The sequence below is a fragment of the Blastococcus sp. SYSU DS1024 genome, from assembly GCF_054050795.1.
The window spans coordinates 118,024-132,451 of the sequence record NZ_JBJHAA010000004.1; the positions used below are offsets into that span (position 1 = coordinate 118,024).

11 protein-coding genes are annotated in these 14,428 nt (G+C 72.7%); 6 read left to right on the forward strand and 5 right to left on the reverse strand.

Annotated features, from left to right (window positions below; all coding sequences use genetic code 11):
* Positions 1–68: 68 nt before the first annotated feature.
* The 4 genes from treS (at position 69) to ACI79S_RS05435 (ending at position 7,732) form a co-directional block, all read left to right on the forward strand.
* The gene (treS, locus tag ACI79S_RS05420) at positions 69–1,886 is read left to right on the forward strand and encodes a maltose alpha-D-glucosyltransferase (protein WP_456592415.1); all 1,818 of its coding nucleotides are present in this window, start codon (positions 69–71) and stop codon (positions 1,884–1,886) included.
* On the forward strand, positions 1,883–3,250 hold the full coding sequence (locus ACI79S_RS05425; protein WP_456592416.1) for a maltokinase N-terminal cap-like domain-containing protein: 1,368 nt from the start codon (positions 1,883–1,885) through the stop codon (positions 3,248–3,250). Before treS ends, ACI79S_RS05425 begins: the two co-directional genes overlap by 4 nt.
* 52 nt (positions 3,251–3,302) lie before the next feature.
* Complete coding sequence (glgB, locus tag ACI79S_RS05430) at positions 3,303–6,212, forward strand: 1,4-alpha-glucan branching protein GlgB (protein ID WP_456592417.1); 2,910 nt, start codon at positions 3,303–3,305, stop codon at positions 6,210–6,212.
* Positions 6,213–6,343: 131 nt separating this feature from the next.
* A complete protein-coding gene (locus ACI79S_RS05435) occupies positions 6,344–7,732 on the forward strand; it encodes a neutral zinc metallopeptidase (RefSeq protein WP_456592418.1) in 1,389 nt (462 codons plus the stop codon).
* 10 nt (positions 7,733–7,742) lie between these two features.
* Here ACI79S_RS05435 and ACI79S_RS05440 read toward each other — a convergent pair whose 3' ends face one another.
* The 5 genes from ACI79S_RS05440 to ACI79S_RS05460 all read right to left on the reverse strand — a co-directional run bounded on the left by ACI79S_RS05440 (position 7,743) and on the right by ACI79S_RS05460 (position 12,911).
* Positions 7,743–8,702 carry a tetratricopeptide repeat protein gene (locus tag ACI79S_RS05440; RefSeq protein ID WP_456592419.1) on the reverse strand — a complete coding sequence of 320 codons (960 nt, stop codon included), beginning with the start codon at positions 8,700–8,702 and terminating at the stop codon, positions 7,743–7,745.
* A gap of 46 nt (positions 8,703–8,748) precedes the next feature.
* Positions 8,749–9,132, reverse strand: coding sequence for a VOC family protein (locus tag ACI79S_RS05445; RefSeq protein WP_456592420.1), 384 nt, complete (start codon positions 9,130–9,132; stop codon positions 8,749–8,751).
* A 3-nt stretch (positions 9,133–9,135) separates the two neighbouring features.
* Complete coding sequence (locus ACI79S_RS05450) at positions 9,136–10,815, reverse strand: acyl-CoA mutase large subunit family protein (RefSeq protein WP_456592421.1); 1,680 nt, start codon at positions 10,813–10,815, stop codon at positions 9,136–9,138.
* 39 nt (positions 10,816–10,854) lie between these two features.
* Complete coding sequence (locus ACI79S_RS05455) at positions 10,855–11,361, reverse strand: MarR family winged helix-turn-helix transcriptional regulator (protein WP_456592422.1); 507 nt, start codon at positions 11,359–11,361, stop codon at positions 10,855–10,857.
* Between the two features lie 74 nt (positions 11,362–11,435).
* Positions 11,436–12,911, reverse strand: coding sequence for a phytoene desaturase family protein (locus ACI79S_RS05460; RefSeq protein WP_456592423.1), 1,476 nt, complete (start codon positions 12,909–12,911; stop codon positions 11,436–11,438).
* Between the two features lie 135 nt (positions 12,912–13,046).
* Between ACI79S_RS05460 and ACI79S_RS05465 the strand changes: the two genes are divergently transcribed.
* Together ACI79S_RS05465 and ACI79S_RS05470 are read left to right on the forward strand one after the other, a co-directional pair.
* Complete coding sequence (locus tag ACI79S_RS05465; RefSeq protein ID WP_456592424.1) at positions 13,047–13,538, forward strand: hypothetical protein; 492 nt, start codon at positions 13,047–13,049, stop codon at positions 13,536–13,538.
* Entirely contained in the window at positions 13,535–14,422 is an 888-nt protein-coding gene (locus ACI79S_RS05470) for an HTTM domain-containing protein (RefSeq protein ID WP_456592425.1), read from the forward strand. Before ACI79S_RS05465 ends, ACI79S_RS05470 begins: the two co-directional genes overlap by 4 nt.
* Positions 14,423–14,428: the final 6 nt, after the last annotated feature.

Genomic DNA, 14,428 nt, shown 5'->3' on the forward strand with positions numbered 1-14,428 from the left:
AGCGGGACCGGGGACGGGGCCGACGACTTCCACCCCCCGGCACGACAGGAGAGGGGCACCCGCTCCCGATGAACGTTCCCGTCCCCGACTCCCCCGCGAACCGGTCCGCGCTCCCGCCGCCGGGGACCGACCCCGAGTGGTACAAGCGCGCGGTCTTCTACGAGGTCCTCGTCCGCGGCTTCGCCGACAGCAACGCCGACGGCGTCGGCGACCTGCGCGGCATGAAGGACAAGCTGGACTACCTGCGGTGGCTCGGCGTCGACTGCCTGTGGCTGCCGCCGTTCTTCGCCTCCCCGCTGCGCGACGGCGGCTACGACGTCAGCGACTACACGGCGGTGCTGCCCGAGTTCGGCACCATCGAGGACTTCAAGGAGTTCCTCGACGAGGCCCACGCCCGCGGCATGCGCGTGATCATCGACTTCGTCATGAACCACACCTCGGACCAGCACCCGTGGTTCCAGGCCAGCCGCAGCGACCCCGACGGCCCGTACGGCGACTTCTACGTCTGGGCCGACGACGACACCGGCTACGCCGACGCCCGGATCATCTTCGTCGACACCGAGAGCTCCAACTGGACGTTCGACCCGGTGCGCAAGCAGTACTTCTGGCACCGGTTCTTCTCCCACCAGCCCGACCTGAACTTCGAGAACCCGAAGGTGCAGGAGGCGATCATCGACGCCCTGCGCTTCTGGCTGGACCTCGGCATCGACGGCTTCCGGCTCGACGCCGTGCCCTACCTCTTCGAGGAGGAGGGCACCAACTGCGAGAACCTCCCGCGCACGCACGAGTTCCTCAAGGAGGTGCGCAAGGTCGTCGACGCCAACTACCCCGACACGGTCCTGCTCTGCGAGGCCAACCAGTGGCCGGCCGACGTCGTCGAGTACTTCGGCGAGAACGGCGACGAGTGCCAGATGGCGTTCCACTTCCCGGTCATGCCGCGCCTGTTCATGGCGGTGCGCCGGGAGCAGCGCTTCCCCATCTCCGAGATCATGGCGCAGACGCCGGACATCCCGGACAACTGCCAGTGGGGCGTCTTCCTCCGCAACCACGACGAGCTGACCCTCGAGATGGTCACCGACGAGGAACGCGACTACATGTGGGACGAGTACGCCAAGGACCCCCGCATGAAGGCCAACATCGGCATCCGCCGGCGGCTGGCCCCGCTGCTGGACAACGACATCAACACCCTCGAGCTGTTCAACGCGCTGCTGCTGAGCCTGCCGGGCTCGCCGGTCCTCTACTACGGCGACGAGATCGGCATGGGCGACAACATCTGGCTCGGTGACCGCGACGGCGTCCGGACCCCCATGCAGTGGACCCCGGACCGCAACGGCGGCTTCTCCACCGCCGACCCCCAGCGCATGTACCTGCCGCTCAACGCCGACCCGGTGTACGGCTACCAGGTCACCAACGTGGAGTCGCAGCTGCGCAACACCAACTCGCTGCTGCAGTGGGTCCGCCGGATGATCCAGGTCCGCGGCCAGCACCCGACGTTCGGGCTGGGCAGCTACGCCGAGATCGGGTCGCGCAACCCCACGGTGCTCTCGTTCGTGCGCGAGTTCGGCGACGACGTCGTGCTCTGCGTCAACAACCTGTCGCGCTTCCCGCAGCCGGTCGAGCTGGACCTGCGCCGCTTCGAGGGCTACACGCCGATCGAGCTCACCGGGCGGGTGGAGTTCCCGCAGATCGGCGTCCTGCCGTACATGCTCACCCTCGCCGGGCACGGCTTCTACTGGTTCGAGCTCTCCAAGCCGACCGAGCCGGCCCCCGACGAGCACGAGGACTGGGCCAGCGCCACCTCCAGCGCCGTGGCCGACTCCCTGCTGGCCGCGGGCGTGGTGAGCGCCGCCGACGAGCCGTCCGACGAGTCCGGAGATGCCCGATGAGCGCACTGATCGACCTGTTCCGCGAGTGGATCCCGCAGCAGCGGTGGTTCGGCGGCAAGGGCCGCGAGTGGGCCGGGGTGACCGAGGACGGCTTCTTCCTCGACCGCGGCAACCCGGTGCTGTCGGTGCACCGGGTGCGCATCGAGTACACCGACGGCGCCCGCGACACCTACCTGGTGCCGATCTCCTGGCGCGATCAGCAGGCCGAGGAGCTGGGTTCGGCCTACATCGGCGCGGTGGCGGGCGAGGGGCAGGAGACCTACGCCTACGACGCGATGCGTGACCGCGAGTCCACCGCCCCGTGGCTGATCCACCTGGCCAACGGCTCCTCGGTGGGCCCGATGCACTTCTCGCCCGCCGGCGAGGGCGACATCCCCGCCGGCCTGCCGGGCGACATCGTCTCGACCGAGCAGAGCAACACCTCGCTGGTGTACGGCCAGGAGGCGATCCTCAAGCTGTTCCGGCGGCTGGAGCCCGGGCTGAACCCCGACGTCGAGATCCACGGCGCCCTGCGCCGGACCGACAACGAGCACATCGCCCCGCTGCTCGGCCACGTGGAGATCGACGAGCCCGCGGGCGGCGAACCGGCCACCGTGGCCATGCTCCAGACGTTCGTGCCCAACGCCAGCGATGGCTGGCGGCTGGCCACCGCGAGCGTCCGCGACCTGTACGCCGAGGGCGACCTTCACGCCGACGAGGTGGGCGGTGACTTCGCCGCCGACAGCGAGCGGCTGGGTGCGGCGACCGCCTCGGTCCACGCCGACATGGCCTCGGTCCTCCCCACGGAGGAGGCCGCGCCGGACTGGTACCCGGCCGTGGCCCGGCAGATGACCGAGCGGCTCGACGCGGCGATCGAGATCGTGCCGCAGCTGCAGGAGCACGCGGACGCGCTGCGCCAGGTGTACGCCGCCGTCGCCGACAGCGGCGAGCAGGTGGTCCGCCAGCGGGTGCACGGCGACCTCCACCTGGGCCAGGTGCTGCGCACCGCCACCGGGTGGATCATCCTCGACTTCGAGGGCGAGCCGGCCCGCCCGCTCGCATCCCGCCGCGAACTCGACAGCCCGCTGCGCGACGTCGCCGGCATGCTGCGCAGCTTCGACTACGCGGCCCGGCACCTGCTCGTCGAGCAGCCGGAGGACCCGCAGCGCGAGTACCGCGCACAGGAGTGGGCGGCGCGCAACCGAGCCGCCTTCTGCGCCGGCTACTCCGAGGCCAGCGGCCTGGACCCGTGCGGGGAGTCACCACTCCTTCGGGCGTTCGAGGCCGACAAGGCGGTTTACGAATGCGTCTACGAGGCGAGGAACCGTCCGCACTGGCTGATGATCCCGCTCCAGTCGATCGCCCGGCTCGCCGGTCGCGACTGAGCTCCCGAACCGACGGACCAGAGCACCGAGAACGGACGAGGACGGCGAGACGATGACGACCGACGACCGAGGCGAGAGCCACGTGGCCGACAAGGACGATCTGCAGCGCGCCGTGGACCGGAAGGTGGCCGAGGCCGAGGCGGCCGCCGGCGGCCCGGTCGTGAACGCCGAACCGGCGAAGAAGACGACCCGCCGTGCCGCGGCGAAGAAGGCGCCCGCCGAGAAGGCCACGCCCGCCGAGAAGGCCACGCCCGCGAAGAAGGCCCCGGCCGCGAAGAAGGCGGCCCCGGCCAAGAAGGCGGCCCCGGCGAAGAAGGCGGCCGCCGCCGACGCGGCGACGCCCACCACGAAGGCGACGGCGGCCAAGCGGGCGACGGCGAAGAAGGTCGCCGCCGCCCCCACGGCCACCGAGGCCACGCCGGAGCCCGGCGGCGAGGACACCGAGGTCACCGCCAACCCGGTGGTGGCCCCCGCCCCCATCGCCGAGCCCGGCTCCCCCAGCGGCACCCCGGCCGGGCAGCCGGAGGCCCCCGACCCCGACCCGGCCGCCCCCGACACCCCGCAGGCGCCGACCGAGGACCGGGCGGCCGGCGATGGCTCGGCGGAGCCTGCGGCGCCGGTCCCCCCGGCCGGCACCTCCTCCCCCGCCGGCGGCACGACCGCGGGCGCCGCCGGCGACAGCGAGATCGAGGAGTTCGGCGAGGAGGACCTCCGGGCCATCGTCGAGGGCTGGTCGCACGACCCGCACCGCATCCTCGGCGCGCACCGCACGGCCGAGGGCTGGGCGGTGCGCACGCTGCGGCCCGATGCGGTCAGCGTCGCCGTCCTCGACGAGGACGGCAGCCGGTACGAGGCCGAGCCCCTCCACGACGCGGGCATCCACGAGGCGCGCCTCCCCGGCCAGCCCGGGGACTACCGGATCGAGGTCGTCTACGGGGACGGGCAGGGCGGCACGACCACGCACACGGTCGACGACCCCTTCCGCTGGCTGCCCACGCTGGGGCCGATCGACGAGCACCTGATCCGCGAGGGGCGCCACGAGCGGCTGTGGGAGGTGCTCGGCGCGCACGTCCGGCGCTACGAGACGCCGCGCGGCACGGTGGAGGGCGTCTCCTTCGCCGTGTGGGCGCCCAGCGCTCGCGGCGTGAAGGTCACCGGCGACTTCGACTACTGGGAGGCCCGCGCCTACCCGATGCGGGTGCTCGGGTCCTCCGGCGTCTGGGAGATCTTCATCCCCGGCGTCCAGGTCGGCACCCGCTACCGCTACCACGTCCTGGGTGCCGACGGGACCTGGCGCGAGAAGTCCGACCCGCTCGCGTTCGCCACCGAGGTGCCGCCCCTCAACGCCTCCGTGGTCACCGAGTCCACCTACGAGTGGGGCGACGACACCTGGCTGACCGAGCGCGCCGAGGCCGGGTGGCACCAGCGCCCGATGAGCGTCTACGAGGTCCACGCCGGCTCGTGGCGCGAGGGGCTGTCCTACCGCGAGATGGCCGACGAGCTGGTCGACTACGTCCGGGACGCCGGCTTCACCCACATCGAGTTCATGCCGCTGGCCGAGCACCCCTTCGGCGGTTCCTGGGGTTACCAGGTCACCTCCTACTACGCGCCCACCTCCCGTTTCGGCACCCCGGACGACCTGCGGTACCTGATCGACCGGGCACACCAGGCCGGCATCGGGATCATCGTCGACTGGGTGCCCGCCCACTTCCCCAAGGACGAGTGGGCGCTGGCCCGCTTCGACGGGACACCGCTCTACGAGCACGGTGACCCCCGCCGGGGCGAGCAGCTGGACTGGGGCACCTACGTCTTCGACTTCGGCCGGTCCGAGGTCCGCAACTTCCTCGTCGCCAACGCCCTGTACTGGTGCAAGGAGTTCCACATCGACGGCATCCGCGTCGACGCGGTCGCCTCGATGCTCTACCTCGACTACTCCCGCAGCGAGTGGGAGCCCAACAAGTACGGCGGCCGGGAGAACCTGGAGGCGGTGGCCTTCCTGCAGGAGTTCAACGCGACCGTCTACCGCGAGGTCCCCGGCGTCATGACGATCGCCGAGGAGTCGACCGCCTGGCCCGGGGTCACCCGGCCCACCCACCTGGGTGGGCTGGGCTTCGGCTTCAAGTGGAACATGGGCTGGATGCACGACTCGCTGGCCTACGTGGAGCGGGAGCCGGTCTACCGCAGCTACCACCACGGCCAGCTGACGTTCTCGATGCACTACGCGTACAGCGAGAACTACGTGCTGCCGATCAGCCACGACGAGGTCGTGTACGGCAAGGGCTCCATGCTGCGGAAGATGCCCGGGGACCGGTGGCAGCAGCTGGCCAACCTGCGGGCCTACCTGGCCTACATGTGGGCCCACCCCGGCAAGCAGCTGCTGTTCATGGGGTCGGAGTTCGCCCAGGACTCCGAGTGGGCCGAGAGCCGCTCGCTGGACTGGTGGCACCTCGACGACCCCGCGCACCGCGGCATCCTGCAGCTGGTCACCGACCTCAACGGCCGCTACAAGGAGTTCGACGCCCTCTGGTCGCTGGACGTCGACCCGGCCGGGTTCCAGTGGATCGACGCCAACGACGCCTCGGGCAACGTGCTGTCGTTCCTGCGCTACGGGGCCGCCCCGCAGCCGGTGGCGATCACCGCCGCCCCCGACGACACCGCCACCGACGACGGTGCCGAGGCGGCCGGTGCCGACGACGCCGTCGAGCCGGCTGCGCCCCAGGGCTCGGCGCTGGCCTGCGTGGTGAACTTCTCCGGCGCCCCGCACCACGAGTACCGCATCGGGCTGCCCCGCCCCGGGCACTGGCGCGAGGTGCTCAACACCGATGCCGAGGGCTACGGCGGGTCCGGCGTCGGCAACTACGGCGGCGTCGAGGCCGAGGCGGAGCCGTGGCACGGCCAGCCGTACTCGGCGACGATCTCGGCACCGCCGCTGGGCACCGTCTGGTTCCTGCACGAGGGCTGATCCACCGTCCCGCCACCCGGCCGCGCCGCTCCGGCGCGGCCGGGTGGTGGCCGGCTCCTCACCCACCGGGCATGCTGTGCGGCGCGCGACCTCCCGGACGCGTGCCCCGCACCGCCTGGAGGAGCAACCGGATGAGACAGCTGCTGCGCCGGGTGGCCCCCCTGGTCGCCGCGGGGCTGGTGCTCTCCGGCTGCATCACCGGCACGGTCCGCGGGGAGGCCACTCCCCCCGACGGTGCACCGACCGACGTGCCGGCCGACGAGTTCCCGATCACCGGCGTCAGCGATGAGCCGATCGACCAGTTCGCCCGCAATGCCCTGGCCGACCTCGAGACCTTCTGGACGCAGGCGTACCCCGAGTACTTCGGCGAGGAGTACACCCCACTGGCGGGCTACTTCTCGGTGGACTCCGAGGACCTCGACGAGGACGCCTACCCCGAGACCGGGATCGGCTGCGCAGGGTCCTCCACCGCGCCGGAGGACGTGGCCGGCAACGCGTTCTACGACCCCGCCTGCGACGTCATCGCCTACGACCGGGCGCTGCTGCAGGAGCTCTCCGACGACTACGGTCGCTTCCTCGTGCCGGTGGTCATGGCGCACGAGTTCGGGCACGCCATGCAGGGTCGGTTCGGCTTCGCCGAGTCCGGGCGCAGCATCCAGGACGAGACCCAGGCCGACTGCCTCGCCGGCGCCTGGACGCGCTGGGTCGCCGACGGGGAGGCCGCTCACCTGTCCCTGCGCGAGCCCGAACTCGACGACGTCGTCCGCGGCTTCCTCCTGCTCCGCGACGACGTGGGCAGCGACCCGGACGACGTCGAGGCGCACGGCTCCTACTTCGACCGCGTCTCGGCGTTCTACGACGGCTTCGAGAGCGGTCTGGCCACCTGCCGCGACGCGTTCGGCGAGGACCGGCTGTTCACCGCCGCGGAGTTCAATCCCACCGACCTCAACCAGGGGAACGCCGACTTCGCCGACATCGTCGACTGGGTGGGCGCCACCCTGCCCGCCTTCTGGGGTGAGGTCTTCCCCGCGGCATTCGGCGGCCGGTTCGAGGAGCCCGCGATCGCCGGGTTCGACGGCCGCGCCCCGGGCTGCGGCGGGCTCGACGGCCGGGACCTGGGTTACTGCCCCGACGAGGTGACCGTCTACATCGACGAGACCGAGCTCGCGGTGCCGGCCTACGACGAGATCGGTGACTTCGCGCTGGCCACGGCCATGGCCCTCCCCTACGCCCTCGCGGTGCGCGACCAGGCCGGCCTGTCGGTGGACGACGGCGAGGCGACCCGGTCGGCGGTCTGCCTCACCGGCTGGTACCAGGCGCAGTGGTACAACGCCGAGTTCGTCGACGTGGTCGACGCCGAGATCAGCCCGGGCGACCTCGACGAGGCCGTCCAGTTCCTGCTGCGCTACGGCGTCGACGAGCAGGTGTTCCCCGACGCCGACGCCTCCGGCTTCGAGCTGGTCGGCGCCTTCCGCAGCGGCTTCCTCGACGGCGGGGAGGCCTGCGGCATCGGCGCGTGACCCCCCGCCGTCAGAAGAGGGCGGCGGTGAGCTGACGGCGGGCCGAGGCGACGCGCGGATCCTGGTCGCCGACGACCGCGAAGAGCTCCACCAGGTGCCTGCGCGCCTGGTCGCGGTCCTCGCCCCCGGTGCGGCGGACGACGTCGAGCAGCCGGTCGAAGGCCGCCTCGATGTTCCCGGTGCCCAGGAGGAAGTCCGCGGCCCGCGTCTGCGCGGCGACGTCGTCGGGCGCGGCGTCGGCGGCGGCCAGCGCATCCGGGCCCGCCTCCTCCGCCCGGCGGAACAGCTGCACCTGGCGCAGGGCGATGCTCGCGTCGGGGTGGTCGGGCTCCTCGGCGAGGATCGCCTCGTAGGCGGCCTCGGCCGCGGCGAGGTCACCGCGCTCGAGCGCGGCCTCGGCGGCGTCCAGCCGCGGGTCCTCCACCTCCTGGGGCTCGGCCCCGGGGACCGCGCCACCGGTGGTGGCCTGCACCAGCTCGGTGACGAACTGGCGGGCCTGCTCCTCGGGGATCGCCCCGGTGAACTCGGCGACCAGCTGCCCCTGCCACACCGCCTTGACGGCGGGGATGCCCTGGACGCGCAACCCCTGGGCCAGCGCCGGGTTGGCCTCGACGTCGACCTTCGCCAGCACCCAGGAGCCGCCGCCCTCGACGGCCAGCCGCTCGAGCACCGGGGAAAGCTGCTTGCACGGACCGCACCACTCGGCCCACAGGTCGAGCACCACCGGCACCTGGAACGAGCGATCCAGCACCTCGGCCTGGAACGTGGCCTCGGTGACGTCGACGACGGCGCCACCCGGCACGCCCGCCGGCGCGGCGGCGCTCGGCGGCGGGGCGGCCTGGGCGCGTGCGGCGGCCTCCGAGCGGGCCTTGACGGCGGCGAGGTCGACGGCGCCGGCCATGGCAGCGGCCATCTGGGCCTGCTGCGCCTGCGCGCGCGGGTCGGGACGTCCGGGGCGGGTGGGCTGCATGACCTCGATCATCCCACCGCGGGACCGGGCGTGTCGGAGCCGGGGCTCAGGCCTCTCCCCACACCCCGAGCTCGTTGCCGCTCGGATCCACGAAGTGGAACCGGCGCCCGCCGGGGAACGGGTACGGGCCCTCGGTCACCCGGCCGCCGGCCGCCTCCACGGCGACGACGGTGCGGTCGAGGTCGGCCGAGTAGAGCAGCACCACCGGACCGCCGGCGCGGGGGGCCGCCGCGTCGGGCCGCAGGCCTCGCCGTCCGCGCTCCGGCGAGCGGAGCCCGGAGGATTCCCGAGGAGGGCGCGATGCCGCCGCCCTGCGAGGTCGGTACGCCGAGCGGGGGCCGGAGGCTTCCCGAGGCGTGCCGAGGAGCGGCTCAGCGCCCGTCGGGGACGGCACGTGGCCGCGGTGCGGTCCGGAGGACCGCGATGTCATGGCTCAGAACCGCGCGGGCTCGGTGTAACCGCCCCACTCGGTCCGCAGCGCGTCGCAGATCTCACCGAGGGAGGCCTCGGCGCGGACCGCGTCGAGCATGGCCGGCACCATGTTCTGCTCCGTCCGGGCGACCTCCACCATGCGGGCGACGGCCGCCCGCGCCGCGGCGTCGTCCCGCTGCCGCCGGCGCTCGGCGAGCTCCGCCTTCTGGTCCCGCTCGACCTCGTGGCTGACCCGGAGGATCTCCAGCTTGTCGTGGGCATCGACCGAGCCGACCAGGGTGTTGACCCCCACCACCTTCTTGTCGCCCTTCTCCAGCGCCCGCTGGTAGACGAACGCCGCCTCGGCGATCTCCCCGGTGAACCAGCCGTCCTCGATGCCCCGCAGGATGCCGGACGTCATGGTGCCGTCGGTGCCCATGTCCTTGATGCGGGCGAAGATCTCCTCCGCCTGCCGCTCGATCTCGTCGGTGAGCGCCTCGACGTACCAGGAGCCGCCGAGCGGGTCGGCGACGTTCATGACGCCGGTCTCCTCGGCGATGACCTGCTGGGTGCGCAGCGCGATCTGCGCCGCCTTCGCGCTGGGCAGGGCGAGCACCTCGTCGAGGGCGTTGGTGTGCAGGCTCTGCGTGCCGCCGAGGACGGCCGACAGCGCCTCGACCGCCGTCCGGACGATGTTGTTGTCCGGCTGCTGAGCGGTCAGCGAGACGCCGGCGGTCTGGGTGTGGAACCGCAGCTGCTGCGCCTTCTCCGTCGTCGCCCCGTAGACGTCGCGCAGCCAGCGGGCCCAGATGCGGCGGGCGGCGCGGAACTTCGCGATCTCCTCGAAGAAGTCGATGTGCGCGTCGAAGAAGAACGAGAGGCCGGGCGCGAACTGCTCGATATCCAGGCCACGGGAGAGCCCCAGCTCCACGTAGGCGAAACCGTCGGCCAGCGTGTAGGCCAGCTCCTGCGCGGCGGTCGAGCCGGCCTCGCGGATGTGGTAGCCGGAGACGCTGATCGGCTTGTACGCCGGGATCCTCTCGGCGCAGTACTCCATCAGGTCGCCGATCAGGCGCAGGTGCGGCTCCGGCGGGAAGAGCCACTCCTTCTGCGCGATGTACTCCTTGAAGATGTCGGTCTGCAGCGTGCCGTTGAGCTTCCCGATGTCGGCGCCCTGGCGCTCGGCGGCCACCAGGTACATGCAGAACACCGGGACGGCGGGGCCGCTGATGGTCATCGACGTCGTCGTCGCCTCGAGGTCGATGCCGTCGAAGAGCGCGTCCATGTCCACGGCGGAGTCCACGGCGACGCCGCAGTGCCCGACCTCGCCGAGCGCGCGGGGGTCGTCGGAGTCACGGCCCATGAGGGTGGGCATGTCGAAGGCGACCGAGAGCCCCCCGCCGCCCTCGGCCAGGATCATCTTGTAGCGCTCGTTGGTCTGCTTGGCGTTGCCGAAGCCGGCGAACTGGCGGATGGTCCAGGCCCGGCCGCGGTAGCCGGTGGCGTGCAGGCCCCGGGTGAAGGGGAACTCCCCCGGGTAGCCGATCCGCTCGAACCCCTCGACCGCGCTCTCGTCGGGCGGCCCGTACACCGGGTCGACCTCGACGCCGGAGAGCGTCGTGAAGTCCGCATCCCGCACCCGCCCCGCAGCCAGTGCCGCGTCGTACCGCTGCTGCCACCGCTGCCGCGCGTCCTGGGTCATACCGAGATGCTAGGACGTCCAACTATCGTGTGTCGAGGGTCACCCGGCGACGTCGCCGGCGCCCAGGCGGACCCGGCGCAGCGTGGCGAACACGGACTCGTGCTCGTCGACCGAGAGGTCCCCCAGCCCGAAACCGATGTCGGTGAGCGCCCGGGTGCCCTCCTCCACCACGGCACGGCCGCGCTCGGTGATCGAGGCGAGGACGCCCCGACCGTCGGCGGGGTTGGGGCGGCGGTCGACGTAGCCCGCGGCGACCAGGCGGTCGATCGCGTTGGTGACGCTGGTCGGGTGCACCATCAGCCGGCTGCCGATCACCTTCAGCGGCAGCTCCCCCGACCGGCTGAAGGTCAGGAGCACGAGCACCTCGTACCGCGCGAAGGTGAGCCCGAGGGGGCGGAGCACCTCGTCGAAGCGGGCGAGCAGGATCTGCTGGACCCGGAAGACCGACGTCGCCGCCCGCATGGCCGAGGACGGCCCGAAGTGCTTCTCCCACGTCTCGCCGGCGCGCTCGATCGGGTCGAACGGCAACCCCAGCGGTCGGACCATGCGCGGCAGGCTACCGGGGGCGCCGCCCGCACCGAACCGGCCGTCGCGAGCGCCGTCGTGCGCGGTCGGGCCGCTCAGTGCAGCGGTGGCCGCAGCGGCGGGACCTTCCGGATGCCGAAGACCTCCCGCAACGCGGTGCGGGCGGCGTTGTCACCGCAGGCCCCGTGCACGGCGGGCCCCGGTGGGGTGGCCGCGGAGGCGAGGTACACGCCCTCGACCGGCGTCTTGTAGGTGTTCCACCGCGGGACGGGGCGAGCCAGCATCTGGCGCAGGGTGGCCTGGCCGTTGGAGATGTCACCACCCCGGTAGCTGGGGTTCCACCGCTCCATCTCCACGGCGTTCTTCGTGCACCGGTCGACGATCGTGTCGCGGAACCCGGGGGCGAACCGCTCGACCTGGTTCTCGATGGCCTCGGTCATGTCGACGTCGGAGCCGTGCGGCACGTGCACGTAGGCCCAGAAGATGTGCCCGCCCTCCGGTGCGCGGGTGGGGTCGGCGACCGTGGGCTGGACCGCCAGGACGTAGGGGCGGTCGGTGATCCGGCCCTCGTTCGGCGCCCGCTCCCCCGCGACGGTCTCCTCCAGGTTCCCCGCGACGTGCAGGGTGCCGGCCTTCCGGACGTCGGGGTTGGTCCACGGCACCGGCTCCGACAGGATCCAGTCGATCTTGAAGGCCCCGGGGCCGTGCTGGTAGCGGGAGACCCACCTCCGGTAGCCCTGGTTCACCCGGTCGCCGGCCATGGCGACGAACGCCTCCGGAGTCGTGTCCAGCAGCACCGCGGGCACGCCCTCGAACTCGCGCAGGTCGGTGACCAGGTGCCCCGTCACCACCTCGCCCCCCTGCTCCTCGAGCGCGGTGACCATGGCGTCGGCCAGCTTCTGCGACCCGCCCTCGACCAACGGCCACCCGACGTGGTGGCCGAGCATCGCCAGCAGCATGCCCAGCGCCGAGGTCAGCGGCTTGGTGAGGTCGACCATCCCGTGCGCCGCGGCGCCGCCCAGCAGCGCGCGCCCCTCCTCGGTGTCGAAGTACCGCTGCGCCAGCCACCGCACGTCGGGCAGCCCGGTGAGCCCGAACCTCGTGATCTGCGCGACGCTGCGCGTGGGCAGGCTGCGCAACCGGCTGGTGAGGAAGAAGTCGACGATGTCCGCGCCGTGCTCGACGAGCGGCGCGAACAGCCGGCGGTAGGCCGCCGCGTCCGCACCGAGCCCCTCCGCGGTCCGGTCCAGGGACCGGCGGCTCACCGCCGCCCGCCCCCCGTCCAGCGGGTGCGCGAAGTTGATCTCGGGGTCCACGAGACGCACACCCCGCGCCGGCAGGTCGAACTCGCGGAAGAAGGGCGCGGCCGCAGCCAGGGGCTGGACGGTCGAGCAGACGTCGTGGTGGTACCCGGCACGCATCAGCTCCTCGGTGCGCATGCCACCACCGGGCCGGTCACCGGCGTCCACGACACGCACCCGCAGACCCGCGGCCGACAGGCGCAGCGCGGCGGCCAGGCCATTGGGCCCCGCCCCGACGACGACGGCGTCCGGACGTCCCGCAGCGCTCACCCGGTGATCCTCACGAGGCCACCGACGAAGCGCAAGTTCCGCGGCCGGTGGGTCGGCTGTGGCCACTGCGCCCACGGGGAGGAGGAGCATGCGCGCCGGTCGGCTTCCGGCACCCGCCGGTCCTAGCCTGCCCACGTGCCGCTCCCCCCACCTCCCGAGCGGGCGGCGGACTCGCCGGCGCTCCGGCTCGGCCCGGCCGGGCGCCGTGGCCGGCTGGTCGCGACGGTCGTCGTCCTGGCGATGCTGCTCGCCGGGTCCCTGTTCGGTGACGACGACGAGTTCCCGTTCGGCCCGTTCCGCATGTACTCGACCCGCGCCGACCCGGATGCCCCGGTGGTCTCCACCCGGACGGTCGGCCTGACCGCGACGGGTGAGGAGGTACGGCTCTCCGGCGGCGAGGTCGGCCTGCGCCGCGCGGAGTTCGAGGGCCAGCTGGACCGGATCAGGGAGCACCCCGAGCTGCTCGGGATGCTCGCCGAGGCCTACGCCGAGGCGCACCCCACGGCGCCCGACCTGGTGGTCGTGCAGGTGGTGCAGCGCCGGATCGAGCTGACCGACGGACGGCGGACCGGGAGCTGGTCGGATCGGGTCGTCGTCGAGCACGCACTGGAGGACGGCAGCGCATGAGCGCACCGCACACGCCCGCTCCCGCACCCTCGTGGCACCGCTGGTGGTTCCGCCCGGTCCCGCTCGCCCGGGTCGCGGTGTTCCGGACGATCGCCTACCTCTTCATCCCGGTCGACGTCTTCCTCACCACCGCCTGGGTCAGGGCGCACGCCCACGTGCCCACCGAGTGGTACGACCCGTTGCTGATCGGCCGCCTGCTGGACCTGCCGACGCCGACCGCCACGGTGGTCCTCGTCGTGCAGTGGGCGCTCGTGCTCGCCGCCCTCGCCGCGGCCGGCGGCCGCGCCCCCCGGCTCCTCGGCACCGCCGTCTTCCTCCTCTACCTGGAGTGGATGGTCATCGCGATGAGCTACGGCAAGGTGGATCACGACCGGATCGCCTTCCTCGTGGCGCTCGCGGTGCTCCCGACCATCGGACGGGCGCGGTTCGGCGACCGGCGCCGCTCCGAAGCCGCAGGCTGGGCCATGGCCGCCGTCCTGGTGACGGTGATGCTCACGTACTTCCTCGCCGCCTGGGCCAAGATCCGCTTCGGTGGGCTCGACTGGCCGACCGGGGCGACGCTGACCCGGGCGCTGGTGCGCCGCGGGACGGACCTGTCGCAGTGGACCCTGGACGTGCCGTACCTGCTGCCCGCCGTGCAGTGGGTGATGCTGATCCTGGAGTTCGCCGCCCCGCTGATGCTGCTGGTGCGCAGCGACCGGGCGCGGGTCGCGCTCGTGCTGTTCCTGCTGGGCTTCCACGTGATGGTCTACGCCGGCGTGCAGATCATCTTCCTGCCGCACTGCATCGCGATCCTGTCGATCCTGCCGTGGGAACGGCTGAGCGCACCGCGCGCGCGGGCGACGCCGCCGCTCGTGCCGGAGCGGATCCCCGCCCCCGCGTAGCCGGGC